Source organism: Pseudomonas sp. H1h, from assembly GCF_000633255.1.
GTDB lineage: Bacteria > Pseudomonadota > Gammaproteobacteria > Pseudomonadales > Pseudomonadaceae > Aquipseudomonas.
The window spans coordinates 63,002-87,466 of sequence record NZ_AYMJ01000021.1 but is presented as its reverse complement, the minus strand read 5'-3'; the positions used below and the strand labels follow the sequence as shown (position 1 = coordinate 87,466).

28 protein-coding genes and 2 pseudogenes are annotated in these 24,465 nt (G+C 61.9%); 16 read left to right on the top strand and 14 right to left on the bottom strand.

What is annotated here, in order from left to right:
• The first annotated feature begins 57 nt into the window (after positions 1-57).
• Both U862_RS0119275 and U862_RS0119270 read left to right on the top strand, forming a co-directional pair.
• Positions 58-543 (top strand): chemotaxis protein CheW, encoded by a 486-nt coding sequence (locus U862_RS0119275; protein ID WP_025111919.1) that lies wholly within the window; start codon positions 58-60, stop codon positions 541-543.
• Positions 544-936: a DUF2802 domain-containing protein gene (locus tag U862_RS0119270; RefSeq protein WP_025111918.1), complete on the top strand. Its 393-nt coding sequence runs from the start codon at positions 544-546 to the stop codon at positions 934-936.
• Between the two features lie 124 nt (positions 937-1,060).
• On the opposite strand, the pseudogene U862_RS0119265 reads toward U862_RS0119270, so the two are convergent.
• Positions 1,061-1,246 (bottom strand): annotated as a pseudogene (locus U862_RS0119265) (EscU/YscU/HrcU family type III secretion system export apparatus switch protein); the annotation flags it as partial.
• On the opposite strand from U862_RS0119265, the pseudogene U862_RS31515 reads away from it, so the two are divergent.
• Positions 1,160-1,375: pseudogene (locus U862_RS31515) on the top strand (DUF2802 domain-containing protein); the annotation flags it as partial. The pseudogenes U862_RS0119265 and U862_RS31515 overlap by 87 nt on opposite strands.
• Before the next feature lie 124 nt (positions 1,376-1,499).
• Here U862_RS31515 and U862_RS0119260 read toward each other — a convergent pair.
• Positions 1,500-1,829, bottom strand: a complete 330-nt coding sequence (locus U862_RS0119260) for an EscU/YscU/HrcU family type III secretion system export apparatus switch protein (RefSeq protein WP_025111916.1) — start codon at positions 1,827-1,829, stop codon at positions 1,500-1,502.
• Positions 1,826-3,406 carry a flagellar hook-length control protein FliK gene (locus U862_RS0119255; RefSeq protein ID WP_025111915.1) on the bottom strand — a complete coding sequence of 527 codons (1,581 nt, stop codon included), beginning with the start codon at positions 3,404-3,406 and terminating at the stop codon, positions 1,826-1,828. The genes U862_RS0119260 and U862_RS0119255 overlap by 4 nt, the downstream gene beginning before the upstream one ends.
• Positions 3,407-3,603: 197 nt before the next feature.
• On the opposite strand from U862_RS0119255, the gene ccmA reads away from it, so the two are divergent.
• The 10 genes from ccmA to U862_RS0119205 all read left to right on the top strand — a co-directional run bounded on the left by ccmA (position 3,604) and on the right by U862_RS0119205 (position 11,001).
• Entirely contained in the window at positions 3,604-4,239 is a 636-nt protein-coding gene (gene ccmA, locus U862_RS0119250) for a cytochrome c biogenesis heme-transporting ATPase CcmA (protein WP_025111914.1), read from the top strand.
• Complete coding sequence (gene ccmB / locus U862_RS0119245; protein WP_003222942.1) at positions 4,236-4,904, top strand: heme exporter protein CcmB; 669 nt, start codon at positions 4,236-4,238, stop codon at positions 4,902-4,904. The genes ccmA and ccmB overlap by 4 nt, the downstream gene beginning before the upstream one ends.
• A 92-nt stretch (positions 4,905-4,996) precedes the next feature.
• Complete coding sequence (locus U862_RS0119240) at positions 4,997-5,752, top strand: heme ABC transporter permease (protein WP_025111913.1); 756 nt, start codon at positions 4,997-4,999, stop codon at positions 5,750-5,752.
• Positions 5,749-5,925, top strand: a complete 177-nt coding sequence (gene ccmD, locus U862_RS0119235; RefSeq protein WP_003222944.1) for a heme exporter protein CcmD — start codon at positions 5,749-5,751, stop codon at positions 5,923-5,925. The genes U862_RS0119240 and ccmD overlap by 4 nt, the downstream gene beginning before the upstream one ends.
• Positions 5,922-6,377 (top strand): cytochrome c maturation protein CcmE, encoded by a 456-nt coding sequence (gene ccmE / locus U862_RS0119230; protein WP_025111912.1) that lies wholly within the window; start codon positions 5,922-5,924, stop codon positions 6,375-6,377. Before ccmD ends, ccmE begins: the two co-directional genes overlap by 4 nt.
• A 3-nt stretch (positions 6,378-6,380) precedes the next feature.
• On the top strand, positions 6,381-8,369 hold the full coding sequence (locus U862_RS0119225) for a heme lyase CcmF/NrfE family subunit (RefSeq protein ID WP_025111911.1): 1,989 nt from the start codon (positions 6,381-6,383) through the stop codon (positions 8,367-8,369).
• A complete protein-coding gene (locus tag U862_RS0119220; protein WP_025111910.1) occupies positions 8,366-8,902 on the top strand; it encodes a DsbE family thiol:disulfide interchange protein in 537 nt (178 codons plus the stop codon). Before U862_RS0119225 ends, U862_RS0119220 begins: the two co-directional genes overlap by 4 nt.
• Positions 8,899-9,369, top strand: coding sequence for a cytochrome c-type biogenesis protein (locus U862_RS0119215; protein ID WP_025111909.1), 471 nt, complete (start codon positions 8,899-8,901; stop codon positions 9,367-9,369). Before U862_RS0119220 ends, U862_RS0119215 begins: the two co-directional genes overlap by 4 nt.
• Positions 9,366-10,568, top strand: a complete 1,203-nt coding sequence (ccmI, locus tag U862_RS0119210) for a c-type cytochrome biogenesis protein CcmI (RefSeq protein ID WP_025111908.1) — start codon at positions 9,366-9,368, stop codon at positions 10,566-10,568. Before U862_RS0119215 ends, ccmI begins: the two co-directional genes overlap by 4 nt.
• A gap of 28 nt (positions 10,569-10,596) precedes the next feature.
• A complete protein-coding gene (locus U862_RS0119205; RefSeq protein WP_025111907.1) occupies positions 10,597-11,001 on the top strand; it encodes a hypothetical protein in 405 nt (134 codons plus the stop codon).
• Between the two features lie 97 nt (positions 11,002-11,098).
• On the opposite strand, the gene U862_RS0119200 is transcribed toward U862_RS0119205, so the two are convergent.
• The 3 genes from U862_RS0119200 to U862_RS0119190 all read right to left on the bottom strand — a co-directional run bounded on the left by U862_RS0119200 (position 11,099) and on the right by U862_RS0119190 (position 13,529).
• The gene (locus U862_RS0119200; protein ID WP_025111906.1) at positions 11,099-11,980 is read right to left on the bottom strand and encodes a LysR family transcriptional regulator; all 882 of its coding nucleotides are present in this window, start codon (positions 11,978-11,980) and stop codon (positions 11,099-11,101) included.
• A gap of 145 nt (positions 11,981-12,125) precedes the next feature.
• Positions 12,126-12,845: an SDR family oxidoreductase gene (locus U862_RS0119195; protein ID WP_025111905.1), complete on the bottom strand. Its 720-nt coding sequence runs from the start codon at positions 12,843-12,845 to the stop codon at positions 12,126-12,128.
• Between the two features lie 27 nt (positions 12,846-12,872).
• The gene (locus U862_RS0119190) at positions 12,873-13,529 is read right to left on the bottom strand and encodes a peroxiredoxin-like family protein (RefSeq protein WP_025111904.1); all 657 of its coding nucleotides are present in this window, start codon (positions 13,527-13,529) and stop codon (positions 12,873-12,875) included.
• A gap of 221 nt (positions 13,530-13,750) precedes the next feature.
• Here U862_RS0119190 and U862_RS0119185 point away from each other — a divergent pair, with 221 nt between their 5' ends.
• Both U862_RS0119185 and U862_RS0119180 read left to right on the top strand, forming a co-directional pair.
• Positions 13,751-13,963: a type II toxin-antitoxin system HicA family toxin gene (locus U862_RS0119185; protein WP_025111903.1), complete on the top strand. Its 213-nt coding sequence runs from the start codon at positions 13,751-13,753 to the stop codon at positions 13,961-13,963.
• The gene (locus tag U862_RS0119180; RefSeq protein ID WP_025111902.1) at positions 13,963-14,367 is read left to right on the top strand and encodes a type II toxin-antitoxin system HicB family antitoxin; all 405 of its coding nucleotides are present in this window, start codon (positions 13,963-13,965) and stop codon (positions 14,365-14,367) included. The genes U862_RS0119185 and U862_RS0119180 overlap by 1 nt, the downstream gene beginning before the upstream one ends.
• A 69-nt stretch (positions 14,368-14,436) precedes the next feature.
• Here U862_RS0119180 and U862_RS0119175 read toward each other — a convergent pair whose 3' ends face one another.
• Positions 14,437-15,624, bottom strand: coding sequence for an MFS transporter (locus tag U862_RS0119175; RefSeq protein ID WP_025111901.1), 1,188 nt, complete (start codon positions 15,622-15,624; stop codon positions 14,437-14,439).
• A 248-nt stretch (positions 15,625-15,872) separates the two neighbouring features.
• On the opposite strand from U862_RS0119175, the gene U862_RS0119170 reads away from it, so the two are divergent.
• A complete protein-coding gene (locus U862_RS0119170; protein WP_025111900.1) occupies positions 15,873-16,493 on the top strand; it encodes a DUF5666 domain-containing protein in 621 nt (206 codons plus the stop codon).
• 186 nt (positions 16,494-16,679) lie between these two features.
• On the opposite strand, the gene U862_RS0119165 is transcribed toward U862_RS0119170, so the two are convergent.
• The 7 genes from U862_RS0119165 to hyi all read right to left on the bottom strand — a co-directional run bounded on the left by U862_RS0119165 (position 16,680) and on the right by hyi (position 24,329).
• Positions 16,680-17,678: a sulfate ABC transporter substrate-binding protein gene (locus tag U862_RS0119165; protein WP_025111899.1), complete on the bottom strand. Its 999-nt coding sequence runs from the start codon at positions 17,676-17,678 to the stop codon at positions 16,680-16,682.
• A 105-nt stretch (positions 17,679-17,783) separates the two neighbouring features.
• Positions 17,784-18,608, bottom strand: a complete 825-nt coding sequence (locus U862_RS0119160; protein ID WP_025111898.1) for an ion transporter — start codon at positions 18,606-18,608, stop codon at positions 17,784-17,786.
• A 21-nt stretch (positions 18,609-18,629) separates the two neighbouring features.
• Positions 18,630-19,544 (bottom strand): urea transporter, encoded by a 915-nt coding sequence (locus U862_RS0119155; protein ID WP_025111897.1) that lies wholly within the window; start codon positions 19,542-19,544, stop codon positions 18,630-18,632.
• Positions 19,545-19,742: 198 nt separating this feature from the next.
• On the bottom strand, positions 19,743-21,158 hold the full coding sequence (pyk, locus tag U862_RS0119150; RefSeq protein WP_025111896.1) for a pyruvate kinase: 1,416 nt from the start codon (positions 21,156-21,158) through the stop codon (positions 19,743-19,745).
• A complete protein-coding gene (locus U862_RS0119145; protein WP_025111895.1) occupies positions 21,155-22,429 on the bottom strand; it encodes a glycerate kinase in 1,275 nt (424 codons plus the stop codon). Before U862_RS0119145 ends, pyk begins: the two co-directional genes overlap by 4 nt.
• Before the next feature lie 155 nt (positions 22,430-22,584).
• A complete protein-coding gene (locus U862_RS0119140) occupies positions 22,585-23,478 on the bottom strand; it encodes a 2-hydroxy-3-oxopropionate reductase (RefSeq protein WP_025111894.1) in 894 nt (297 codons plus the stop codon).
• A gap of 68 nt (positions 23,479-23,546) precedes the next feature.
• Positions 23,547-24,329, bottom strand: coding sequence for a hydroxypyruvate isomerase (gene hyi / locus U862_RS0119135; protein ID WP_025111893.1), 783 nt, complete (start codon positions 24,327-24,329; stop codon positions 23,547-23,549).
• Between the last annotated feature and the right edge of the window lie 136 nt (positions 24,330-24,465).

The following is a 24,465-nucleotide window of genomic DNA, read 5'->3' as shown; positions in this document are numbered from 1 at the left end:
AGCCATGCCGGCGAACGAAACATACACCGCGAGCGCGGTACTTCGAGGGGCTAGGGTATGAACGACAAGGCGACGGCGGCAAAGGGTTCTGAAGATCCGATCCTGCAATGGGTAACCTTCAAGCTGGACAACGAAACCTACGGCATCAACGTGATGCGCGTTCAGGAAGTCCTGCGCTACACCGAGATCGCTCCCGTGCCGGGTGCGCCAAGCTACGTGCTGGGCATCATCAACCTGCGCGGTAACGTGGTCACCGTGATCGACACCCGTCAGCGCTTCGGCCTGAGCACCGGCGAGATCAGCGACAACACCCGTATCGTCATCATCGAAGCTGACAAGCAAGTCGTCGGCATCATGGTCGACAGCGTGGCTGAAGTGGTTTATCTGCGTCAGTCGGAAATCGAGACCGCGCCAAACGTCGGTAATGAAGAGTCGGCCAAGTTCATCCAGGGCGTGTGCAACAAGAACAACGAGTTGCTGATCCTGGTCGAGCTGGACAAGATGATGAGCGAAGAAGAATGGTCGGAACTGGAGAGCATCTGATTGATTCTCGAGGTTGCGGTCATTGTCCTGTTCCTCTTCTGGGCAGGCACGCTGGCAATGTTTCTGGCGTACATCAAGGCGCAGCGACTGATCGCTGCGCAACAGGCTCAGGGCGATGCGCTGCGTGATCAGCGCATCAAGGACCTGGCCAAGCGCGTCGACGACTACCAGAACGGCAACGTGCGCATGGGCGAAGCCCTGCACGAGCTGCGCTCGGTAGTTGCTCCGTTGCCGGACAAGATTGTTGCGCTAGAGCAGCGCGATCCATCGAGCCTGTCGTTTGCCCAGGCGGCGAAACTGGTGGGCATGGGCGCGAGCGTCGATGAGCTGACGCAGTCCTGCGGGTTGACCCAGGCTGAAGCGGAGTTGATGCGCAAGTTGCACAGAAGCTGATTTTTGCTCTAAAGCTGAAATCGCCCTTCGCGAGCAAGCCCGCTCCCACAGTTGACCGCGATCCTGTTGAAGGAATGCGGTCGAGTGTGGGAGCGGGCTTGCTCGCGAAGAGGTCTCCAGAACCTCAATAATCATCCCCGCGTTCGGTGACGTCCTTCTCGACCATCGGCGCCTGCGGATCGTGTCCCTCGGGGAATTTCCCCTTCAGATTCCATGCAAACGCGATGATCTCGGCAATCGTGCGGTACAGCTCGTCGGGGATGCTGTCGCCCAGTTCCATGCGCGCCAACAGCCGCACCAGCTCGGCGTTCTATCGAGCCTGTCGTTTGCCCAGGCGGCGAAACTGGTGGGCATGGGCGCGAGCGTCGATGAGCTGACGCAGTCCTGCGGGTTGACCCAGGCTGAAGCGGAGTTGATGCGCAAGTTGCACAGAAGCTGATTTTTGCTCTAAAGCTGAAATCACCCTTCGCGAGCAAGCCCGCTCCCACAGTTGACCGCGATCCTGTTGAAGGAATGCGGTCGAGTGTGGGAGCGGGCTTGCTCGCGAAGGGGTCTCCAGAACCTCAATAATCATCCCCGCGTTCGGTGACGTCCTTCTCGACCATCGGCGCCTGCGGATCGTGTCCCTCGGGGAATTTCCCCTTCAGATTCCATGCAAACGCGATGATCTCGGCAATCGTGCGGTACAGCTCTTCGGGGATGCTGTCGCCCAGTTCCATGCGCGCCAACAGCCGCACCAGCTCGGCGTTCTCATAGATCGGTACTTCACAGTCGCGGGCAATGCGCAGGATTTCTTCGGCCAGTTCCTCGTCGCCCTTGGCGGTGAGAGTCGGTGCGTGGTTGCCGTCGTATTTGAGGGCGATGGCCTGGCGTGGAGCGGTGCTGTCGTTCATGCGGTTTCGTCGACCCAGCGGTGTTCGAGGCGAGTTTGGCCGCCCTGCGGCGGAATGCCGAGGTGGCAGTCGAGATCGCCGACGTTCAGCCCGCGATCGAGCAAGCGCTGGCGCAGCGCGAACAGGTTGGTTTCGATCAGGTCGGCGGTGTACGGGCGTTCCGCCCAGAGCTGACTCGACAGGCTGCCGGCGATCAACTGAGCCTGAATCTGCATCGGCCCCAATGGCTCCATATCGAAGGCCAGATCGACGCGCCACAGCTGTTGCCTGGGCTCGCGTTCGTCACGGCGTTCGTTGGGCTGCGGTTCTTTTTCCGGGGCTTCTTCGCGTTGGAACTTGACCTGCAACGGCACGATGTCCTGCAGGTTGCGCATGGGGATTTCCAGCTGCCAGGTGCTGAGCAGGCGGCCGTCATCGGTGACCCCGGTCTGTTCCAGGCTCGACAGCTGATGACTTTGCAGGCGCGACACGGCCGCCGCAGCGAGACGCAGCAAATGCTCCAGATCGCCTTCGTCGTCCAGGCTTTGCAGCAAGCGGTCGGGCAGCGGAAAGCTGCTCGGCACTGGTTTGGCGCTGACCTGGCCGAGAGTGCCAAGGGCGTTGCGCACGAAACTTGGCAGCGCTTGTGCCAGGGTGTTGGCGGCGATGATCGCGTTGAAACTGGCATTGCCCGGCGCACCCGGCGACAGCTGCGCGATCAACTTGAGCAGATCGGCTTTCATGTCCGGGGCCAGCGCCGGATTCTGTCCGGTCAGCAATTTGGCTTCGAGAAAGGCGCCGCTGTTGGCCAGGGCCAGGGCGACGCCTTTGGCGGTGCTCATCTGCTGCACGTCGGGCAGGTTGGCGAGCAGGCGCACGACGGCAGCGCGCAGATCCTGCGAAGTCTGGTCGTCGTCGCTCGGCAGGTTTTGCAAGGCATTGAGCAAGCCGTCCAGCGAGCCCTGGCGACTCTGCTGGCCAAGCAGTTGCTGACTCACCGCCAATTGTTCCTGACGGCTGCTCAGCGGCACGAACTTGAGGGTTTGCGAGTCCTCGACCAGCGCCGAGAGCAGGGTGCCGATGCGCAATGGCGTCGGGCTGTCGATGTCCAGCGTGGCACCGCTCTGCGCGGTGTTGAGCAGGCTCACCAGCGAGCGGTACACCGTCGGCTGCCCCGGCACTTGCGGCAGTGTCTGCGAGGTCAGCACCTTGCCTTGCAAAAGCGTACCGACCGGCAACTGCGCGGTGTCGATGCGGGTGAGGGCGGCGACGCTGCTGGCGATGGCTTGCTGCACGGTGATCGCCAGATTGCCCGCCGACGGTTGGGTGACGGCCAGGCTGGTTCCGGTCGGCAGTGGCAGGTTACTGCTGGCTTGCACGGTGGTCTGGCGGCCGCCGTCGACGGTCACTTTGAGCAGCAGTTGAAAGGTCTGATCCGCCTGCTTGAGCGACAGCACCTCGGCCTGGGCACTTTGCCCTGCACCGATCAAGCCTTCGACCGGGGTCAGCAGCTTGAGCAACTCACCGCTCATCACCAGCGGACGAGCGTTCGCCGGGGTGGTGGGCGGGAGCGGGAGGATGTTCATTTCGCCTGTCATACGCGGACACAACCTGAGGAAATTGCACTCTTGAGAGTAAGACACGGCATGTATAATGCCGCGCGTCTTGCGCTTCGTTCAGAAAACATAGCAATTGTTTGATCCAGCTCTCTGGTTCGCACCGTCATTGCATTTATCCTGCATCTCTTTAACGGCCGCGCCAGAGCCGACTTGAACCGTATAAGGCCCGTGATCCCTTGACCAGTCCCGTCCTGCAAACCGTTGCCCTCGCCTGTGAGCGAGACCTGCGGCTGCTCTTCGAAAATCTCGAATTGAGACTGGCCAGTGGCGATATGGTGCAGATCAGCGGTCCCAACGGCAGCGGCAAAACCAGTTTGCTGCGCCTGTTGTCGGGGTTGATGCAGCCGACCAGCGGTCAGGTGCTGCTCAACGGTGAGCCCTTGACTGCGCAGCCGAGCGAACTGGCGCGCAACCTGTTGTGGATCGGCCACGCCGCCGGGATCAAGGATCTGCTGACTCCGGAAGAGAACCTGTCCTGGCTCTGCGCCCTGCATCAACCTGCCGAACGCGAGGCGATCTGGCAGGCGTTGGCAGCCGTAGGATTGCGCGGTTTCGAAGATGTTCCCTGCCATACCCTGTCCGCTGGCCAGCAACGTCGTGTGGCGTTGGCGCGCCTGTATCTGGACAGCCCGCCACTGTGGATTCTCGACGAGCCGTTCACCGCGCTCGACAAACAGGGCGTGGCGCAACTCGAAGACCACCTGGCCAGGCACTGCGAAAGTGGCGGCCTGGTGGTGCTGACCACGCACCACACACTGAGCCGGATGCCGGCCGGTTATCGCGACATCGATCTGGGGAACTGGGCAGTATGAGTGTGTTCGGCCTGCTGGTTGCCCGTGAGTCCCGCCTGCTGTTTCGTCGCCCGGCCGAACTGGCCAATCCGCTGATTTTCTTCGCCATCGTCATCGCTTTGTTCCCGCTGGCCGTCGGCCCGGAAACTCAAGTGTTGCAAAACCTGTCCCCGGGGTTAGTCTGGGTGGCCGCGCTGTTGTCGGTCCTGCTCTCGCTGGACGGGCTGTTTCGCAGTGATTTCGAGGACGGATCCCTTGAGCAGTGGGTCCTTTCGCCGCACCCGCTGCCACTGTTGGTCCTGGCCAAGGTGCTGGCACACTGGCTGTTCTCGGGTCTGGCACTGGTTTTGCTCTCGCCCTTGCTGGCGCTGATGCTCGGTTTGCCGGTCGCCTGCCTGCCAGTGTTGCTGTTGTCGTTGCTGCTGGGGACACCGGTACTGAGTTTGCTCGGTGCGGTGGGCGCGGCGCTGACGGTCGGTTTGAAACGCGGCGGCCTGTTGCTGGCGCTGCTGATTCTGCCGTTGTACATCCCGGTGTTGATCCTTGGCAGCGGCGCCTTGCAGGCCGCCTTGCAAGGCATGCCGGCGACCGGGTATCTGCTGTGGCTGGGTAGCCTGACCGCCCTGGCGATCACCCTGACACCTTTTGCAATAGCTGCTGGCCTGAAGATCAGCGTCGGCGAATAATAATGAGGTCTGGTCAAAAATTGACCGCTTTTTTTTGAAAGAATGACCCTTGCCAGCTCACACCGATGAGCGGCACCCGTGATGGAAACAGTATGAACTGGACCTGGTTTCACAAGCTCGGCTCGCCCAAGTGGTTCTACGGCATCAGCAGCAAGTTTCTGCCGTGGCTGAGCATTGCAGCGTTGCTGCTGATCACCGTGGGCGTTGTCTGGGGCCTGGCCTTCGCACCGCCGGATTATCAGCAGGGCAACAGCTTTCGCATCATCTACATCCACGTGCCTGCCGCGATGCTTGCGCAGTCGATCTACGTGATGCTGGCGGTGTGCGGTGTGGTCGGCCTGGTCTGGAAAATGAAACTGGCCGACGTCGCCCTGCAATGCGCGGCCCCTATCGGCGCGTGGATGACCGCCGTGGCGCTGGTCACCGGGGCGATCTGGGGCAAGCCGACGTGGGGTTCCTGGTGGGTCTGGGACGCGCGTCTGACCTCGATGCTGATTCTGCTGTTCCTGTATTTCGGGGTGATCGCGCTGGGCAATGCCATCAGCAACCGTGACAGCGCCGCCAAGGCCTGCGCGGTACTGGCGATCGTCGGCGTGATCAACATCCCGATCATCAAGTACTCGGTGGAGTGGTGGAACACCCTGCACCAGGGCGCCACCTTCACCCTCACCGAAAAGCCGGCGATGCCGGCCGAAATGTGGCTGCCGCTGCTGCTGACGGTGCTGGGTTTCTACTGCTTCTTCGGCGCCGTGCTGTTGCTGCGCATGCGCCTTGAGGTGCTCAAGCGCGAAGCCCGCGCCAGTTGGGTCAAAGAAGAAGTGCAGAACAGTCTGGAGGCCGCTCGATGAGTTTTGCTTCATTCGGCGACTTCCTCGCCATGGGCCATCATGGCCTGTATGTCTGGTCGGCCTACGGCATCTGTCTGGCGGTGCTGATCCTCAACGTGGTGGCGCCGATCGCGGCCCGCAAGCGCTATCTGCAACAAGAGGCGCGTCGTCTGCGCCGGGAGAACGGCAAGTGAATCCGCTGCGCAAAAAACGTCTGATCATCATTCTGGCCATTCTGGTCGGGGTCGGCGCTGCCGTCGGCCTGGCCCTGAGCGCCCTGCAGGAAAACATCAACCTGTTTTACACCCCGACCCAGATCGCCAACGGCGAAGCACCGCACGACACGCGCATTCGCGCCGGCGGCATGGTCGAGAAGGGCTCGCTGCAGCGCTCGTCAGATTCGCTGGACGTGCAGTTCATTGTTACCGACTTCAACAAATCCGTGACCATCACCTATCGCGGCATCCTCCCGGATCTGTTCCGCGAAGGGCAGGGCATTGTCGCCCTGGGCAAACTCAACGCCGACGGCGTGGTGGTGGCTGATGAAGTGCTGGCCAAGCACGACGAGAAATACATGCCGCCGGAGGTGACCAAGGCCTTGAAAGACAGTGGTCAATCCGCGCCGACCCCAGCGAAGGAGGGTTGATCGATGACGTCCGCACTGTTTATTCCCGAGCTCGGCCATCTGGCGATGATTCTGGCGCTGTGTTTTGCGCTGGTGCAGGCCGTGGTGCCGCTGCTCGGTGCCTGGCGCGGCGACCGTTTGTGGATGGGCCTGGCTCAGCCGGCGGCATGGGGCCAGTTCGCGTTCCTGCTGTTTGCCTTCGGTTGCCTGACCTACGCGTTCATGACCGACGATTTTTCGGTCGGCTACGTGGCGATGAACTCCAACAGCGCACTGCCGTGGTACTACAAGTTCAGCGCCGTGTGGGGCGCACACGAAGGCTCGCTGCTGCTGTGGGCGCTGATCCTTGGTGGCTGGACTTTTGCCGTATCGGTGTTCTCCCGCCAGTTGCCGCAAGTCATGCTCGCCCGCGTGCTGGCAGTGATGGGCATGATCAGCACCGGTTTCCTGTTGTTCCTGATCCTCACCTCCAACCCGTTCTCGCGGATTCTGCCGCAGATTCCGGCGGATGGTCGTGACCTCAACCCGTTGCTGCAAGACATCGGCCTGATCGTGCATCCGCCGATGCTGTACATGGGGTATGTCGGCTTCTCCGTGGCGTTCGCATTCGCCATCGCGGCATTGCTCGGTGGTCGGCTCGACGCTGCGTGGGCGCGCTGGTCGCGGCCATGGACGATTGTGGCCTGGGCCTTCCTCGGCATCGGCATCACCCTCGGTTCGTGGTGGGCTTACTACGAACTCGGCTGGGGCGGCTGGTGGTTCTGGGACCCGGTGGAAAACGCCTCGTTCATGCCATGGCTGGTCGGCACGGCGCTGATCCACTCGCTGGCGGTCACGGAAAAACGTGGCGTGTTCAAGAGCTGGACGGTGTTGCTGGCGATTGCCGCGTTCTCCCTCAGTCTGCTCGGGACGTTCCTCGTGCGTTCCGGTGTGCTGACGTCGGTGCACGCGTTTGCTTCAGATCCTGAGCGCGGCGTGTTCATCCTGATCTTCCTGTTGTTTGTGGTCGGTGGTTCGCTGACGCTGTTCGCCTTGCGCGCCCCGGTGGTCAAGAGCCAGGTCGGCTTCAACCTGTGGTCGCGGGAAACCCTGCTGCTGGGCAACAACCTGGTGCTGGTGGTCGCAGCCTCGATGATCCTGCTCGGTACTCTGTACCCGCTGATTCTCGATGCGTTGAGCGGCGCCAAGCTGTCGGTTGGCCCGCCGTACTTCAATGCGTTGTTCATCCCGCTGATGGCATTGCTGATGGTGGTGATGGCGGTCGGCGTGATCGTGCGCTGGAAAGACACCCCGGTGAAATGGCTGGTGAACATGCTGACCCCGGTGTTGTTGGGCAGCGTCGCCTTGGCCGTGGTGGCCGGTGTCGCCTACGGCGATTTCAACTGGGCGGTGATCGCCACCTTCCTGCTCGCCGCGTGGGTGCTGCTGGCCGGTGTGCGCGACATCGTCGACAAGACCCGCCACAAAGGTCTGATCAAGGGCCTGCCAACGCTGACCCGCAGCTACTGGGGCATGCAGATTGCGCACCTGGGCATCGCCGTGTGCGCCCTCGGTGTGGTGCTGTCGAGCCAGAACAGTGCCGAGCGCGACCTGCGCCTGGCGCCGGGCGAGTCGATGGACCTGGCCGGTTATCACTTCATCTTCGAAGGCGCCAAGCACTTCGAGGGGCCGAACTTCACCTCCGACAAGGGCACCATCCGGGTGATCCGCGACGGCAAGGAAGTCAGCGTGCTGCATCCGGAAAAACGCCTGTACACCGTGCAGAGCTCGATGATGACCGAGGCCGGGATCGACGCCGGCTTCACCCGCGACCTCTATGTCGCTCTGGGCGAGCCGTTGGAAAACGGCGCCTGGGCGGTGCGGGTTCACGTCAAACCGTTCGTGCGCTGGATCTGGTTCGGTGGCTTGCTCACCGGTCTGGGTGGGTTGCTGGCGGCGCTGGATCGGCGTTATCGCGTCAAGGTCAATGCCCGGGTGCGTGAAGCCCTTGGCCTGCAAGGAGCCGCTGCATGAGACGTTGGTTGATGCTGGTGCCACTGGCGATTTTCCTGCTGGTGGCGGTATTTCTTTATCGCGGTCTGTACCTCGATCCGGCGGAACTGCCGTCGGCGATGATCAACAAGCCGTTCCCGGAGTTCAGCCTGCCGAACGTGCAGGGCGACAAGACCCTGACCAAGGCGGACATTCTCGGCAAGCCGGCGCTGGTCAACGTCTGGGGCACCTGGTGCATTTCCTGCCGGGTCGAGCACCCGGTGCTGAACAAACTCGCCGAGCGCGGCGTGGTGATCTACGGCATCAACTACAAGGACACCAACACCGATGCCTTGAAGTGGCTGGCCGAGTTCCACAACCCGTATGTGCTGGACATCCGTGACGACGAAGGCTCGCTGGGCCTGAACCTCGGCGTGTACGGTGCGCCGGAAACCTTCTTCATCGACGCCAAGGGCATCATTCGCGACAAGTACGTGGGTGTGATCGACGAGCAGGTCTGGCGCGAGAAGCTCGCGGCCAAGTATCAGGCGCTGGTCGATGAGGCCAAGCCATGAAGCGTTTTCTCGCCGCCGTGGTATTGGGCTTGAGTCTGGTCGGCGTGGCGCATGCCGCGATCGACACTTATGAGTTCGCCAAAGAAGGTGATCGCGAGCGTTTCCGCGAGTTGACCAAGGAGCTGCGCTGCCCCAAGTGCCAGAACCAGGACATCGCCGACTCCAACGCACCGATTGCCGCCGACCTGCGCAAAGAGATTTTCCGCATGCTCGGCGAGGGCAAGGACAATCAGCAGATCATCGACTTCATGGTCGACCGCTACGGTGATTTCGTCCGCTACAAACCGGCACTCAACGCCAAGACCGCACTGCTGTGGTTCGGCCCGGCCGGGTTGTTGCTGGGTGGTCTGGTGGTGATCGTGGTGATCGTTCGCCGTCGTCGCGGCCAGCGCGCCGAGACCCCGCAATCGCTGTCCATCGAAGAACGTCAGCGCCTCGACCAACTGTTGGATAAAAACCAAGAATGATTGATTTCTGGCTTGCCGCAGGGCTGTTGCTTCTGGTCGCCCTGAGTTTTCTGCTGATCCCGGTTTTGCGTGGCCGTCGCGCCCAGCGTGAAGAGGATCGTACTGCCCTGAACGTCGCGTTGTATCAGGAACGCGTGGCCGAGTTGCAATCGCAGCAGGCCGAAGGCGTACTCGATGCCGCGCAAATGGACAGTGGCCGCGCGGAAGCTGCGCGTGAACTGCTCGCGGACACCGAAGGCGTTGCCGCGCCGCGCGTCTCGAAGCTGGGCAAACCATTGCCGCTGCTGGCAGCGGTGCTGGTGCCGGTGTTGGGCCTGGGGCTGTATCTGCATTTCGGCGCGGCCGACAAGGTCGAACTGACCCGCGAATTCGCCCAGGCGCCGCAATCGATGGAGGAGATGACCCAACGTCTGGAGCGCGCCGTTGCTGCGCAACCGGACTCGGCGGAAGGCCTGTACTTCCTTGGTCGCACCTACATGGCTCAGGATCGTCCGGCGGACGCAGCGAAGATGTTCGAGCGCGCGGCCAACCTGGCGGGTCGGCAGCCGGAACTGCTCGGCCAGTGGGCGCAGGCGCAATACTTTGCCGATGGCAAGAAGTGGTCGGACAAGATCCAGGCCCTGACCGACGAAGCGCTGAAAGCCGATCCGAAAGAAGTCACCAGCCTCGGCCTGCTGGGCATCGCAGCGTTCGAGGGCGAGCGGTACCAGCAAGCCATCGATTACTGGAATCGCCTGCTGGCGCAATTGCCCGCTGACGACAACTCCCGCGCTGCGCTGCAAGGCGGGATCGAGCGCGCCACCGAGCGCCTGCAGGCCAGTGGCGGCAAGGTCGCCGAAGCGCCGGCCGCCAAGGTCGCTGCATTGCTCAGGGTCCACGTTGACCTGGCCAGTGAACTGCGCAGCAAGGTGAAACCGGATGACAGCGTGTTCATCTTCGCGCGCGCGACGTCCGGCCCACCGGCACCGCTGGCGGCCAAGCGCCTGACCGTGGCCGATCTGCCGGTGACCATCGAGCTGGGCGATGCCGACGCCATGATGCCGCAGTTGAAACTGTCGAACTTTCCTGAAGTCCAACTGGTTGCGCGCATCTCCCGTGCCGGTCAGCCGACCGCCGGGGAATGGGTAGGGCGCAGCGGCCCACTGGCCAGCAGCACCACCGCGCCACAAAAACTGATCATCGACAGCCCGGACAAATAGCCGCCGGAACCCACAGGAAAGCACCGCCATGCACAGCCTCGCCCGCATCACAGTCATCACACTGGCCCTGGGCATGAGCGCATGTGCGGTGCACCGACCGGAGCCGACCACCAGTCTGCCACCGATCCCGCCGTCACAACCGAGCCCGACCCCGTCGACCTCGCCGACCCCGGGCAAAAGCATTCCGGCCAAACCGTCCAAGCCTGTCCCGCGCACCTCAGCCAGCTTCGCCCCGCCACCCGGCGGCAACAGCCACTGGGACCAGAAGCTCGGCGTCTACGTCCTCGACGACCAGCCCAACACCTTCTATCGCCAGCGCACCTACTTCCGCTGGAACAACGGCTGGAGCCGCTCGATCGGCCCCAACGGCCCGTGGGAAGACACCGACATTCACGGCGTGCCCCCGGGTTTGGGCAAGCAGTTCGGGCAGTAATGAAAACGGCGATCTTCGGATCGCCGTTTTGTTTTGAAGCGTTGCAATCGCCACCCTGCAGGCGCTGGCGAAGCCTGTGATTTTTTGATCTGGCTGTTCATCTGGCCAACAACCCCTGCACATAGTCGACAAACGCCCGCGCCTTGGCGCTGGCCATTCTCCCCGTCGCAAATACCGCCCATAAATCCAGATCAGGCAGTGTCCAGTCAGGCATGACGGTTTTCACCGCGCCGCTGGCCAGTTCCGGGGCGAACATCCATTCGGAGGCGAGCGTCAGGCCCTGATCGGCCAGAACCGCTTCGCGCACGCCCTCGGCCGCGCTGACGCGCAAGCGTCCGCTGAGGATCACCGATTGTTGTTCCGCGCCTTTGGTGAACTGCCAGGCGGTGCCGCCGCCGAGGTTGTAGACGACGGCCTGGTGTTTGCTCAGGTCGGCGGGGCAGCTCGGTTCGCCGTGCTTGGCAAAGTAGGCCGGGGTGCCGAGCACCACGCGGCGGCAATCGGCGATCTTGCGTGCGGTCAGGCCCGAATCGGTCAGGGCGCCCATGCGCAGGGCGACATCGATGCCTTCTTCGACGAGGTTGATGTTGCGGTCGTCGAGCAGCAAGTCGATGTTCAGTTGTGGATGCTGATCGAGAAACGCCCCCAGGTGCGGTACGACGTGCAGACGGCCGAAGGTCACCGCAGCGCTGATGCGCAAGTTGCCGCTCAACCCGCCGGCGCTGCCTCGGGCGGCGTTGTCGGCCTCGTTGGCTTCATCGATGGCGCGTTTGGCGCGTTCGAAATAGGCCAGCCCGGCCTCGGTCGGGGTCAGGCCCCGGGTCGAGCGCAGCAACAGGCTGACCGCCAAGTGCCTTTCCAGCTGCGCGATAGTCTTCGACACGGCGGGCTGGCCGATATTCAGCCGTCGGGCGGCGGCGGAAAACGAGCCGGTTTCGACGACGCAGACGAAGGTTTCCATGGCAGCGAGGCGGTCCATCTCATGTCCTTGCACAATCTTGAGGCTGTGGAATAACCCCTGTAGGAGTGAGCCTGCTCGCGATAGCGGTGTGCCGTCTATTCAATGTTGGCTGGACGGACGCTATCGCGAGCAGGCTCACTCCCACAGGGGAATGGGGTGTTGGTCAGAATGCGGCTTTGCCGACTGAGGCGCCGCCATCGACAAACAACGTCTGCCCGGTGATAAACCCGCTCTGCTCGGACAACAGAAACGCAATCGCCGAGGCAATCTCCTCCGGCTGCCCCAGACGTCCCATCGGCACTGCGGCCAGATAGCGCGCTTCACCCTCGCTGCCCGGCGGATTGTTGGCGCGAAACAATTCCGTCTCGGTTGGTCCTGGCGCCACCGCATTCACGGTGATCCCGGTCTGCGCCAGCTCCAGCGCCCACGAACGGGTGAAGCTGACCAGCGCCGCTTTCGCCGCCGCATAGGCTGTACGTTGGGTGATGCCCAGTACCGTCAGGCTGGAGATGTTCACCACCCGACCCCAACCCCGCGTGCGCATCCCCGGCAGCAATGCCTGGGTGGCCTGCAACGCTGAATGCAGATTCAGACGCATCACGTCGTCGAACGCGTCCAGATCGATATCCCCCAGCGCCTGCGGGCGGACCAGCCCGACGTTGTTTACCAGCCCATCGAACTCATATGTACGCGCCAGTTCGGCCAGCACCTGGCGGGTCAGCTCGCGATCACTCAGGTCCAACGGAAACAGGATGCCCGGAAAGCTCAGGTCGGGCTGGCGGGCAATCCCCACCACCCGGTGCCCGGCACGGTCCAGATGCTCGGCCAGCGCCCGGCCGATGCCCTTGCTGGCGCCAGTGATGAGGAAAGTACGTCGGGTCATGGCAACTCCTGGGCACATGGGATCGGATCAGCCGCGCAATGCATCCAGCATCGCTTCAGGCTCGGGACGCTGAGTGTAATCCGGGTTGACCTCGGCGTAACGAATCACGCCATTTTGACCAATCACATAACGCGCCGGCATTGGCAATGTCCACGATGGATCATCGTTGAACGTCGGCAGGTCGTTACGCAGGTTCTTGTACAGCTCGATCAGGTAATCCGGTAATTCGAAGCGCAGGCCGAACGCCGCCGCCACGTCATTGCGCGGGTCGCTGAGGATCGGAAACTGCAGTTCGTTGATGCGTTGCGACTTGCGGCTGTTGGCGGCGATCTGTGGCGAAATTGCCAGCAGACTGGCCCCGGCGTGCTGAATCGAAGGGAGAAAGGCCTGCAACGCCTGCAGCTCCATGTTGCAGTACGGGCACCAGACGCCGCGATAGAAGGACAGCACCAACGGCCCTTGCGCCAACAGATCAACCGACGATACGGGATGGCCTTCGGGGTCTTTCAGGGTGAACAGAGGCGCCATGTCGCCGACTTTCAAGGCACGGCTTGCCGCGCCGCCGGCGATCAGTTCGGCAGTGGCGCGCTCCATCACCGGGTGAATGTCGGCGGGGGCGTTGTAAGGGGGTTTGCCGGCCTTGAAGTCGGCTTTGAAGGCATCGAGTCTTGCTTGCAGGGTCATGGTCGAAATTCCTTGGGGAGAGCCGTGAGTGGCTCGATTCAAGGATGACCGTCATGCGAGGGCAGCGGAACGCAGGTGCCGGGCATAGCATTCATGCTTCACCGGAATGGCTGGGTTGATCACACCCTGTAAAACAACCGAACGTCGTTCTATCGATTTCTGTGCTTGAGTAAAGATAACTCTAGAGTTATTTTTATTCGTCCGGAGCAAGGAGGCGGTAGGTGCAAAGCAGGCTATTGATCAAGGAACTGGAGGAGGCAGGCTGGGCGCTGGATCGAGTCACCGGCAGTCATCACATCTTCATTCACCGCTACAACCCGTACACGATTCCCGTTCCCCACCCGAAAAAGGATTTGCCGCCGGGGACGGTCAAAAGCATCAGGAGGCGTGCCGGGTTGTACCACCCGCCAGCCAGCTGCAAGGGAGATCCATAATGCAATATCCGATCTGCATCGAATGGGGTGACGACAACACCGCCATCGGGATTCAGATACCCGACATTCCCGGCGCCGTCACGGCTGGGGATACCTTCGAGGACGCCTACAACGCAGCCGTTGAAATCGCCCACATTCTGCTGCAGGAGAGAGCGGCAGACGGCGAGTCGATTCCGATGCCGACGTCGGCAGCGGCCCATCGCAATAATCCGGAGTTTGCCGACATGGGTTGGGGCATGCTTGAGCTGGATATCTCGCCCTACATGGGCAAAACCGAAAAGGTCAACGTGACGTTGCCGGGCTACGTCATCCAGCGTATCGATCGATATGTGCGTGAGCACAATGTCAAAAGCCGCTCCTCCTTTCTGGCGGATGCGGCGATGGAGAAACTGGTTCGGTATTGAATAGCAGCGCTCCCACAGGTTCAGTGGCGGTCCTGTGGGAGCGAGCCTGCTCGCGAAGCTTTTGACGCCTTACGCCGTTGCCAAGGAACCACGCTGCGAAGCACTCAGAAACCGCAACAGCGCCAGTAACGGGAATGCGCTGCCGACAATCACGATCCACAACCAGCCGCCATGCTCATACACGGCACTGGCGACCGACGAGCCGAAGGCGCCGCCGATGAAGATGCTGGTCATGTACAGCGCATTCAGGCGACCGCGGCTTTTGGCGTCCAGCGAATAGACCGCGCGCTGGCCGAGGACCATGTTCATCTGTACGCAGAAGTCGAGCACGACGCCGGTCACGGCCAGGCCGATCACGCTGTAGGCCGGGTGGATGAAGGCCGGCAGGAAGCTCAGGCTGGCGAACAGCATGGCCAGCAGCGAGGCAATGCGGGTGTGGCCGGCGTCGGCCAGGCGTCCGCTGATGGGGGCGGCGATGGCACCGATGGCGCCCACCAGAGCGAAGATCGCGATCTCGCTCTGCGACAGCCCATGGTTGCGCGCCAGTTCCAGCGGCACGGCGGTCCAGAACAGGCTGAACGTGGCAAACATGCAGCCCTGGTAAAACGCCCGCTGACGCAGTACCGGTTGCTGGCGCAGCAGTGTCCACAACGAGCCGATCAGTTGGCCATACGTGGCGCTGTGATCCGGTTGGCGCTTGGGCACGGTCAACGCCAGCACCACACTGATCGCGGCCATCAACGCTGCGGCAATCATGAACATCGCGCGCCAGCCGAAGTGGTCGGCGACGACGCTCGACACCGGCCGCGCCAGCAGAATGCCCAGCAGCAGGCCACCCATGATCCCGCCGACCACCCGGCCACGGGATTCTTCCGGCGCCAGATGCGCGGCGAGCGGAATCAGGATCTGCACTGACACCGAACTGAACCCCACCAGCAGCGAAATCAGCAGGAACACGTTCGGCTGATTGGTGAACGCCGCGCCGAGCAGGCTGGCAATCGCCACCACGGTGGTAATGATCATCAACCGACGATTTTCCAGCAGGTCGCCCAGTGGCACCAGGAAGAACAGGCCCAGCGCGTAACCGATCTGCGTCAGCGAGACGATGAAGCTGGCCATGGTGTCGGAGAGACCAATGTCCGGGGCGATCAGGCCGATGATCGGCTGCGCGTAGTAGATGTTGGCGACGATGGCGCCGCAGCAGAAGGCGAACAGCAGCACCATGCCTCGGGTCATTGTGTGAGTTGTGGCGTTCATAAGGTTTCTCGATCCAGCGAAAGGGAATGCGGTGAGGCTAAGGGACGCACCGGGGCGGCGGTAGAAGCCTTGTATCGATAGCAGTTATTCCGTTGCGGAATGATTGGCTTCAAGCGTGGTGGCGTTCATCGGCGAACCTTGCGTCCGGCCGGGGTGGGGTGGGGTGATGATACATTCACTTACATATTCTTCGATAGCGTGCTTATGTTTACTGCAGCGCTTTAACTGTTCATCACCGGAGGATCGCCATGTTTCGTCAGTTGCTGCGTCACACCACCACGATTGCCCTGATCGGCCTGCTCGGCGCCAGCGCGGTGCAGGCGGCTGACGCCCCCGGTACGCGGCTCGGCGTACGCGGCGAGATCACCGGGGTCAGCACCGATTCGTTGAAGGTACACGTCAACAGCGGCGAGAGCGTGGTGATCCAGTTGACCGCGGACACCAAGGTTCGCGCCGTCACGCTGGCGAATATCGAAGACATCAAACCCGGCAGCTACATCGGCTCGGCCGCCATGCCTCAGGAGGATGGCACGCTCAAGGCAATGGAAGTGCACGTATTCCCGCCGGAACTGGCCGGCAGTGGCGACGGCCATCGGCCGTTCGATCTGGCCAAGGGCAGCAGCATGACCAATGGCAGCGTCGGCGATCTGGTGGTCAGCAACGGCCGGGTGCTGACGGTGAACTACAAGGGCGGGCAGCAGAAGATCCTGGTGCCGGAGGATGTGCCGATCGTCAACCTGACGCCGGGAGATCGCAGCTTGCTCAAGGTCGGGGTGAAGATCGTGACGTTCGTCACCCAGAGTGCGGACGGCACGCTAACCGCCCAATCGATCTCCGCCGGCAAGGATGGCGTCACCCCACCCATGTAGTGGGTCACACACAAATCCCCTGTGGGAGCGGGCTTGCTCGCGAATACTGTCTGACATTCAGCAGATGTGCTGACTGATCCGACGCCTTCGCGAGCAAGCCCGCTCCCACAGGGGGAAGTGTGGTGATTTCAAACTCCATGAAAAAGGCGACCACTGAGGGTCGCCTTTTTCGTGACTGCCTAAGCCTTACTGGCCGGTATAAATCTGATCAAAGATCCCGCCATCATTGAAGTGGGTCTTCTGCACCGAGCGCCAGTCACCGAAGGTCTTCTCGACCGACAGGAAATCGACTTTCGGGAAGCGGTCGGTGTATTTCGCCAGCACCGCCGGGTCCCGTGGGCGCAGGTAGTTGGCGGCGGCAATTTCCTGGCCTTCCGGCGACCACAGGTACTTCAGGTATTCATCGGCGGCAGCGCGGGTGCCTTTCTTGTCGACCACTTTGTCGACCACCGACACCGGTGGCTCGGCTTCGGCGGAGACGCTTGGGTAGATCACTTCGAACTGGTCGCGGCCAAACTCGCGAGCGATCATTTCGGCTTCGTTCTCGAAGGTGACCAGCACGTCTCCGATCTGGTTGGTCATGAACGTGGTGGTCGCGGCGCGGCCGCCGGTATCGAGCACTGGCGCCTGTTTGAACAGTTTGCCGACAAAGTCCTTGGCCTTGTTCTCGTCACCGCCGTTCTTCAGCACGTAGCCCCAGGCCGACAGGTAGGTATAGCGGCCGTTACCCGAGGTTTTCGGGTTCGGCACGATCACCTGCACACCGTCCTTGAGCAGGTCCGGCCAGTCTTTCAGGGCTTTAGGGTTGCCCTTGCGGACGATGAACACCGTGGCCGAGGTGAACGGCGCGCTGTTGTTCGGCAAACGGGTGACCCAGTTCTCCGGGACCAGTTTGCCGTTATCGGCGAGGGCGTTGATGTCGGTTGCCATGTTCATGGTGATGACGTCAGCCGGCAGGCCGTCGATCACCGAGCGCGCCTGCTTGCTCGAACCTCCGAAGGACATCTGCACCGTGATGTTTTCGTTGTGCTCGGCTTGCCAGTGCTTCTGGAACGCAGTGTTGTAGTCCTTGTAGAAATCGCGCATCACGTCGTAGGAGACGTTGAGCAGGGTCGGTGCGGCTTGAGCCACGCTGCCAAAGGCAAGACCGGCGGCGAGAAGTGAGGCGCCAAAGAGTTTTTTCACTGCGCATTCCTTGTTGTGTCGGTGATAGCGGTAGGGGGTGATACCGTTTTGCCAGCGACTATAGCCGGGCGCACATAGTCGCTTAAAGATTAAAAAGCTCTGTGCTTATTCCATTTTCTTGAACAGGGCGTTGCCGCAACGGGAGCAGAACGCCGCGCCATGCTCATGGCTGTTTTTCTTGCACACCGGGCAGTCGTGCTGCAGTTGTTCGCCGCGCATGGCGTTGGCCAGTTCTGCGGTGAATATTCCGGTGGGCACGGCGATGATCGAATAACCGGTGATCATCACCAGCGACGAAATCACCTGACCCAGCGGGGTCTTCGGCACGATGTCGCCGAAACCGACGGTGGTCAGGGTCACGATAGCCCAATAGATGCCCTTGGGAATGCTGGTGAAGCCATGTTCCGGGCCTTCGATGACGTACATCAGGGTACCGAACACCGTCACCAGGGTGCAGACGCTGACCAGAAACACCACGATTTTCTGCTTGCTGCCACGCAGCGCCGACATCAGGTAGTTGGCTTGCTTGAGGTACGGACTGAGCTTGAGCACCCGGAAGATCCGCAGCATCCGAATGATCCGGATGATCAGCAGGTACTGCGCATCGCTGTAATACAGCGCGAGGATCCCGGGCACGATCGCCAGCAGGTCGACCAGCCCGTAGAAACTGAAGGCATAGCGCAACGGTTTGGGCGAGCAGTACAACCGCAGGATGTATTCACCGAGAAAGATCACGGTGAAGCCCCATTCGATGTACGCCAGCACATCGGCGTAGTTCTGATGAATGCTGTCGATGCTGTCGAGCATCACCACCACCAGGCTGGCGAGGATGATCAACAGCAAGGAGCCGTCGAAGCGCCGCCCGGCGAGGGTGTCACTCTGGAAAATCATGACGTAAAGCCGTTCACGCCAACTGTTGCTGCTGTCCATGGATAACGCCTGAATCGAAGATCAGCGCAGCCTAGGTTGATTCTCCCCATGAGCGCAAGGCGTGCCGTCGACGGTCGCTTTGCCGAGCATCTGAATACCGGCGCGGATCAGCCAGCAGGCCAGGATGAATGGCGCGGTCAGTGTCGCCAGACCGATGGCGGCGAACAGCGGCGTGACCAGCAGCGCGAGAACGATGCCCAGCAGCGGCAGCCACGGTTGCTGGCGTTGGGGGCTGAAGGCGAGGGCGGCGAGCACCGCGTTGTAGCTACCCAGGCCGAGCAGCGCCATGCTGGCTTCGTGGTGCAGCAGGCTGGAACCTAGGCCGATTGCGGACGCCAGCAGCGCCCAGCAAAAAGCCCGACGGTCAGAGATCAGCAACCCAATGGCGATCAGCGCGCCGGCCAGTGGATGCCCGAGAAACATCACCTGGCCCAAACCGCGCAGTTCGGCGGCAAACAGATTCAGCGTGTTCATCTCGATGTGCGCCATCGGCGCCGACGGTTCGGCGAACAGCAGCAGGATCCAGCTCATGGCCACAAAGGGTGAGGTGTAGGCCGGTATGGATCGGCTGCGGTACACATGTTTGAGCCATTGCTGAGTGACCATCGCGCTCAAGCCACCAGCGGCGAGAATCAGTGGCGGCAGCATCGGCGACCAAGGGAAATACAGACTCAACAGCAGGCCGAGCAATACGCCGTTGTAGCTGAACAGACCGGCCTGGCGATCAGCCTTGGCGTAGTTGCGCCGTTGCGCGGTGAGCAAACCGGCGACAGCACCGAGCAGTGCACCGGCAAACAGCACCGGCGCGGTCAGCAGGATCGCCAGCAAGCACAGCAAGCCGCACAGCGGGTGGCGCTGAAGGAATATTTGACTGAAACCGTTGAGCAAAGCCTCGGCCCAGTCGGGGCAGTGGGTGTTGAAAGAGTTGGCAGGCATGGCAGTTCTAAAAAGTCAGTGAAACCGAATCGCCTGCTTCGCCAGCAGGCTGGCTCCCACACTGAATCTTTGTTCAGTCATTGAGTTTGTGGTGCACACAAGTCAACTGTGGGAGCGAGCCTGCTCGCGAAGAGGCCAGTAAAAACAATGAATCTCTTTGTTATGTGAATCCCCTCGCCACGGGTTTTGTATCTATCTTTAAATCAATGTTTCGATCCGCAGCGAGTTAGTCGACCCCGGCTGCCCGAACGGCACACCGGCGGTGATCAGCAGCGTGTCGCCACGCTCGGCCATGCCTTGGGCCTGGGCGATTTCCAGCGCGGTCGAGCAGACTTCGTCGACCTGACGCAGGCGATCGTTGACCACCGAGTGAATGCCCCACGCCACGCTCAAACGGCGCGCGGTCTGCAGGTTCGGCGTCAGGTTGAGGATCGGCGCTTTCGGCCGCTCCCGCGCCGCCCGCAGGCTCGACGCACCGGACTCGCTGTAGTTGACCAGCACCGCCACCGGCAGCACGTTGCTGATACGCCGGATCGCGCAGCTGATCGCGTCGGACACGGTCGCTTCGGCTTTCGGCCGGCTGACGTCGAGCTGGGTCTGGTAATCCGGGCCGTTTTCCACCTGGCGGATGATCTTGCTCATCATCTGCACCGCTTCGAGCGGGTATTCACCGGACGCGGTTTCGGCCGAGAGCATCACCGCATCGGCGCCTTCGGCCACGGCGTTGGCCACGTCGGTGACTTCAGCGCGGGTTGGGGCCGGGGAGAAGCGCATCGACTCAAGCATCTGCGTCGCCACCACCACCGGTTTGCCGAGTTCGCGGCAGGTGGTAATGATGTTCTTCTGGATCTGCGGCACGCTTTCGGCGGGCACTTCCACGCCGAGATCGCCGCGAGCCACCATGATCGCGTCGCTCAGTTCGGCGATTTCGCGCAGTTGTTCAACCGCCGACGGCTTCTCGATTTTCGCCATCAGGAAGGCTTTGTCGCCAATCAGTTCGCGGGCTTCGAGGATGTCCTGCGGGCGTTGCACGAACGACAGCGCCACCCAGTCCACCCCCAGCTCCAGGCCGAAGCTCAGGTCGCGGCGATCCTTGGCCGTCAGCGGGCTGAGGTCGAGCACGGCTTGCGGCACGTTCACGCCTTTGCGGTCCGACAATTCGCCGCCGGCGAGTACGGTGGTGTCGATGGCATCGTTGTATTTGGTCACTACGCGCAGGCGCAGTTTGCCGTCATCGAGCAGCAGATCCATGCCCGCCTCCAGCGCAGCAATGATCTCCGGATGCGGCAGATTCACTCGGCGCTCATCGCCCGGTGTCGCGTCCAGATCAAGGCGAAACGCCTGGCCGCGATGCAACTGAACCTTGCCGTCGGCGAACTTGCCGACGCGCAGTTTCGGCCCCTGCAAGTCCATCAGAATGCCCAGCGGATAGTTGAGCTGGCGCTCGACTTCGCGGATCCACTGATAGCGCTTGGCGTGGTCGGCATGATCGCCGTGGCTGAAGTTCAGGCGGAAGATATTGACCCCGACCTCGACCAGTTCACGGATGTCCTCGATGCCATCGACAGCAGGCCCGAGGGTGGCGAGGATTTTGACCTTTTTATCAGGCGTCATGATTTAGAACTCTCGAGAATCAGAATGGCGCGGAAGTCGTTGACGTTGGTGCGGGTCGGCTCGGTGACGATCAGCGCATCGAGCGCCTCGAAGTAACCGTAACCGTTGTTGTTATCCAGCTCGTCGCTGGCGCTCAAACCGAGGGCGGCGGCGCGGGCGTAGCTGTCCGGAGTCATGATCGCGCCGGCGTTGTCTTCCGAGCCGTCGATGCCGTCGGTATCACCGGCCAGCGCGTAGACGCCGGGCTGGCCCTTGAGGCTGTCGGTCAGGCTCAAGAGGAATTCGGCATTGCGTCCGCCCCGGCCATTGCCGCGCACGGTCACGGTGGTTTCGCCGCCGGAGAGAATCACGCACGGGGCTGCCAGTGGCTGCCCGTGATGGATGATCTGGCGGGCGATGCCGGCGTGGACTTTTGCCACTTCGCGCGATTCACCTTCGAGGTCGCCGAGGATCAGCGTGCTGAAGCCGGCCTGACGGCATTTCACCGCAGCGGCATCGAGCGATTGCTGAGGGCGGGCGATCAACTGGAAGTGGCTGCGCGCCAGGGACGGATCACCGGGTTTGACGGTTTCCGACTCCGGGCTTTGCAGCCAGTTGCGCACCGACGCCGGGATCTCGATGCCATAGCGCTTGATGATCGCCAGGGCTTCGGCGCTGGTGCTCGGGTCGGCCACGGTCGGGCCGGACGCGATGACCGTGGCGAGGTCGCCCGGCACATCGGAAATGGCGTAGGTATAAACAGTTGCAGGCCAGCAGGCCTTGCCGAGGCGGCCACCTTTGATCGCCGAGAGGTGCTTGCGCACGCAGTTCATCTCGCCGATGGTCGCGCCGGATTTGAGCAGGGCTTTGTTGATCGACTGCTTGTCGGCGAGGGTGATGCCTTCGGCCGGCAACGCCAGCAGGGCAGAGCCGCCACCGGACAACAGGAAGATCACGCGGTCGTCTTCGGTCAGGTTGCTGACCAGCTCCAGCACGCGTTTGGCCACGGCCAGGCCGGCAGCGTCCGGTACCGGGTGCGCGGCTTCGACCACTTCGATTTTTTCGCACGGGGCGCCGTGACCGTAGCGGGTCACCACCAGGCCAGACACTTCACCTTGCCAGCTGCGCTCGACCACTTGCGCCATGGCTGCGGCGGCTTTGCCGGCGCCGATGACGATGACGCGACCGCTGCGATCGGCAGGCAGACAGGCTTCGAGGACTTGGTTCGGATGGGCCGCGTCGATGGCTGTGGCAAACAGTTCGCGCAGCAGTTGTTGCGGATCGACCGACATGGCGGGCTCCCGGAATTTTTGTTATTGGAAGGGCAACTCAGATCCATTGTGGGAGCGGGCTTGCTCGCGAATGCGGTGGGTCAGTCAATCTCCATGTCGACTGACACGCCCTCTTCGCGAGCAAGCCCGCTCCCACATGGAAAGCGGGGCAGGGCTTACTTCTTGTCGCGAATCGAGAAGTTGGCCATGTGTTCCAGGCCCTTGATCAGCGCCGAGTGGTCCCAGTTGCTGCCACCGATGGCCGCGCAGGTGCTGAACACTTGCTGGGCGTTGGCGGTGTTCGGCAGGTTGATGTTCAGCTCCTTGGCGCCTTGCAGGGCCAGGTTCAGGTCCTTCTGGTGCAGGCTGATGCGGAAGCCTGGGTCGAAAGTGCCCTTGATCATGCGCTCGCCGTGCACTTCGAGGATCTTCGAAGAGGCGAAACCACCCATCAGTGCTTCACGCACTTTTGCTGGATCGGCGCCGTTTTTCGAGGCGAACAACAGGGCTTCAGCGACGGCCTGAATGTTCAGGGCGACGATGATCTGGTTCGCGACTTTGGCGGTCTGACCGTCGCCATTGCCACCGACCAGCGTGATGTTCTTGCCCATGGCCTGGAACAGCGGCAGTGCGCGCTCGAAGGCATCGGCGTCGCCACCGACCATGATGCTCAGGGTCGCGGCCTTGGCACCGACTTCACCGCCGGACACTGGCGCGTCAAGATACTGTGCGCCTTTCTCGTTGATCTTCTTGGCGAAAGCCTTGGTGGCGGTTGGCGAAATCGAGCTCATGTCGATCACCACTTTGCCCTTGCCGATACCGGCAGCAACGCCGTCGGCGCGGAACAGCACGTCGTCGACCTGCGGGGTGTCCGGGACCATGACGATGATGAATTCGGCTTCCTGCGCCACTTCGCGCGGGTTGGCCAGGGCGACGGCGCCAGCGGCGATCAGGTCGGCTGGAGCGGCGTCGTGGTGTGCCGACAGGAACAGGCTGTGACCGGCTTTCTGCAGGTTCGAAGCCATTGGGTGGCCCATGATGCCAGTGCCGATAAATCCGATTTTAGCCATGAGAAAATCCTCTTGTTTTTGTCTTGCTCAAGCAAATTAGGGGAACTGCTTTTTGTGGGGGATCTGCGTCAGATTGCGTTGTGGGTCTTCAGCCAGCCGAGGCCCGCTTCAGTGGTAGTCAGCGGCTTGTATTCACAGCCAACCCAACCCTGATAACCGATGCGATCCAGGTGTTCGAACAGGAAGCGGTAGTTGATTTCACCGGTACCTGGTTCGTTGCGCCCCGGGTTGTCCGCGAGCTGCACGTGGTTGATCTCGCCCAAGTGCGATTGCAGGGTGCGGGCCAGATCGCCTTCCATGATTTGCATGTGATAAATGTCGTATTGCAGGAACAGATTGGCGCTGCCGACCTGCTCGCGAATCGACAGGGCTTGCGCCGTGTTGTTCAGGTAGAAGCCCGGAATGTCGCGGGTGTTGATCGCTTCCATCACCAGTTTGATGCCCGCTGCCTGCAGCTTGTCGGCGGCGTACTTGAGGTTGGCGACGAAGGTCTTTTCCACGGTGGCATCGTCCACGCCTTGCGGACGGATACCGGCCAGGCAGTTGACCTGGGTATTGCCCAGCACTTGCGCGTAGGCAATCGCCAGATCGACACCGGCACGGAACTCTTCGACCCGGTCCGGCAGGCACGCGATACCGCGCTCGCCCTTGGCCCAGTCACCGGCCGGCAGGTTGAACAGCACTTGAGTCAGACCGTTTGCATCAAGCTTGGCCTTGATTTCGGCGGAGCTGAAGTCGTACGGGAACAGGTATTCCACACCACTGAAACCGGCTTTGGCGGCGGCGTCGAAACGGGCAAGGAAATCCTGTTCGGTGAACAGCATGGACAGGTTGGCTGCGAAACGCGGCATGGTGGTCTCCCGTATATCTTGTGAGGTTCCCCTTGTGGGAGCGGGCTTGCTCGCGATAGCGGTGTATCAGCCAACATCCATGTTGGATATGAAATAGTCATCGCGAGCAGGCTCACTCCTACAGAGGGAGCGGTCA

What these genes read in the sequence shown, in the direction of transcription:
- U862_RS0119145 (WP_025111895.1), bottom strand. Translation starts at nt 22,429, where the DNA reads ATGTCGGTCGATCCGCAACAACTGCTGCGCGAACTGTTTGCCACAGCC.
- U862_RS0119155 (WP_025111897.1), bottom strand. Translation starts at nt 19,544, where the DNA reads ATGCCTGCCAACTCTTTCAACACCCACTGCCCCGACTGGGCCGAGGCT.
- U862_RS0119205 (WP_025111907.1), top strand. Translation starts at nt 10,597, where the DNA reads ATGCACAGCCTCGCCCGCATCACAGTCATCACACTGGCCCTGGGCATG.
- U862_RS0119240 (WP_025111913.1), top strand. Translation starts at nt 4,997, where the DNA reads ATGAACTGGACCTGGTTTCACAAGCTCGGCTCGCCCAAGTGGTTCTAC.
- ccmB (WP_003222942.1), top strand. Translation starts at nt 4,236, where the DNA reads ATGAGTGTGTTCGGCCTGCTGGTTGCCCGTGAGTCCCGCCTGCTGTTT.
- U862_RS0119225 (WP_025111911.1), top strand. Translation starts at nt 6,381, where the DNA reads ATGACGTCCGCACTGTTTATTCCCGAGCTCGGCCATCTGGCGATGATT.
- U862_RS0119220 (WP_025111910.1), top strand. Translation starts at nt 8,366, where the DNA reads ATGAGACGTTGGTTGATGCTGGTGCCACTGGCGATTTTCCTGCTGGTG.
- U862_RS0119170 (WP_025111900.1), top strand. Translation starts at nt 15,873, where the DNA reads ATGTTTCGTCAGTTGCTGCGTCACACCACCACGATTGCCCTGATCGGC.
- U862_RS0119195 (WP_025111905.1), bottom strand. Translation starts at nt 12,845, where the DNA reads ATGACCCGACGTACTTTCCTCATCACTGGCGCCAGCAAGGGCATCGGC.
- ccmI (WP_025111908.1), top strand. Translation starts at nt 9,366, where the DNA reads ATGATTGATTTCTGGCTTGCCGCAGGGCTGTTGCTTCTGGTCGCCCTG.
- pyk (WP_025111896.1), bottom strand. Translation starts at nt 21,158, where the DNA reads ATGACGCCTGATAAAAAGGTCAAAATCCTCGCCACCCTCGGGCCTGCT.
- U862_RS0119260 (WP_025111916.1), bottom strand. Translation starts at nt 1,829, where the DNA reads ATGAACGACAGCACCGCTCCACGCCAGGCCATCGCCCTCAAATACGAC.
- U862_RS0119140 (WP_025111894.1), bottom strand. Translation starts at nt 23,478, where the DNA reads ATGGCTAAAATCGGATTTATCGGCACTGGCATCATGGGCCACCCAATG.
- U862_RS0119200 (WP_025111906.1), bottom strand. Translation starts at nt 11,980, where the DNA reads ATGGACCGCCTCGCTGCCATGGAAACCTTCGTCTGCGTCGTCGAAACC.
- U862_RS0119180 (WP_025111902.1), top strand. Translation starts at nt 13,963, where the DNA reads ATGCAATATCCGATCTGCATCGAATGGGGTGACGACAACACCGCCATC.
- ccmD (WP_003222944.1), top strand. Translation starts at nt 5,749, where the DNA reads ATGAGTTTTGCTTCATTCGGCGACTTCCTCGCCATGGGCCATCATGGC.
- U862_RS0119190 (WP_025111904.1), bottom strand. Translation starts at nt 13,529, where the DNA reads ATGACCCTGCAAGCAAGACTCGATGCCTTCAAAGCCGACTTCAAGGCC.
- U862_RS0119215 (WP_025111909.1), top strand. Translation starts at nt 8,899, where the DNA reads ATGAAGCGTTTTCTCGCCGCCGTGGTATTGGGCTTGAGTCTGGTCGGC.
- U862_RS0119255 (WP_025111915.1), bottom strand. Translation starts at nt 3,406, where the DNA reads ATGACAGGCGAAATGAACATCCTCCCGCTCCCGCCCACCACCCCGGCG.
- U862_RS0119175 (WP_025111901.1), bottom strand. Translation starts at nt 15,624, where the DNA reads ATGAACGCCACAACTCACACAATGACCCGAGGCATGGTGCTGCTGTTC.
- U862_RS0119275 (WP_025111919.1), top strand. Translation starts at nt 58, where the DNA reads ATGAACGACAAGGCGACGGCGGCAAAGGGTTCTGAAGATCCGATCCTG.
- U862_RS0119160 (WP_025111898.1), bottom strand. Translation starts at nt 18,608, where the DNA reads ATGGACAGCAGCAACAGTTGGCGTGAACGGCTTTACGTCATGATTTTC.
- hyi (WP_025111893.1), bottom strand. Translation starts at nt 24,329, where the DNA reads ATGCCGCGTTTCGCAGCCAACCTGTCCATGCTGTTCACCGAACAGGAT.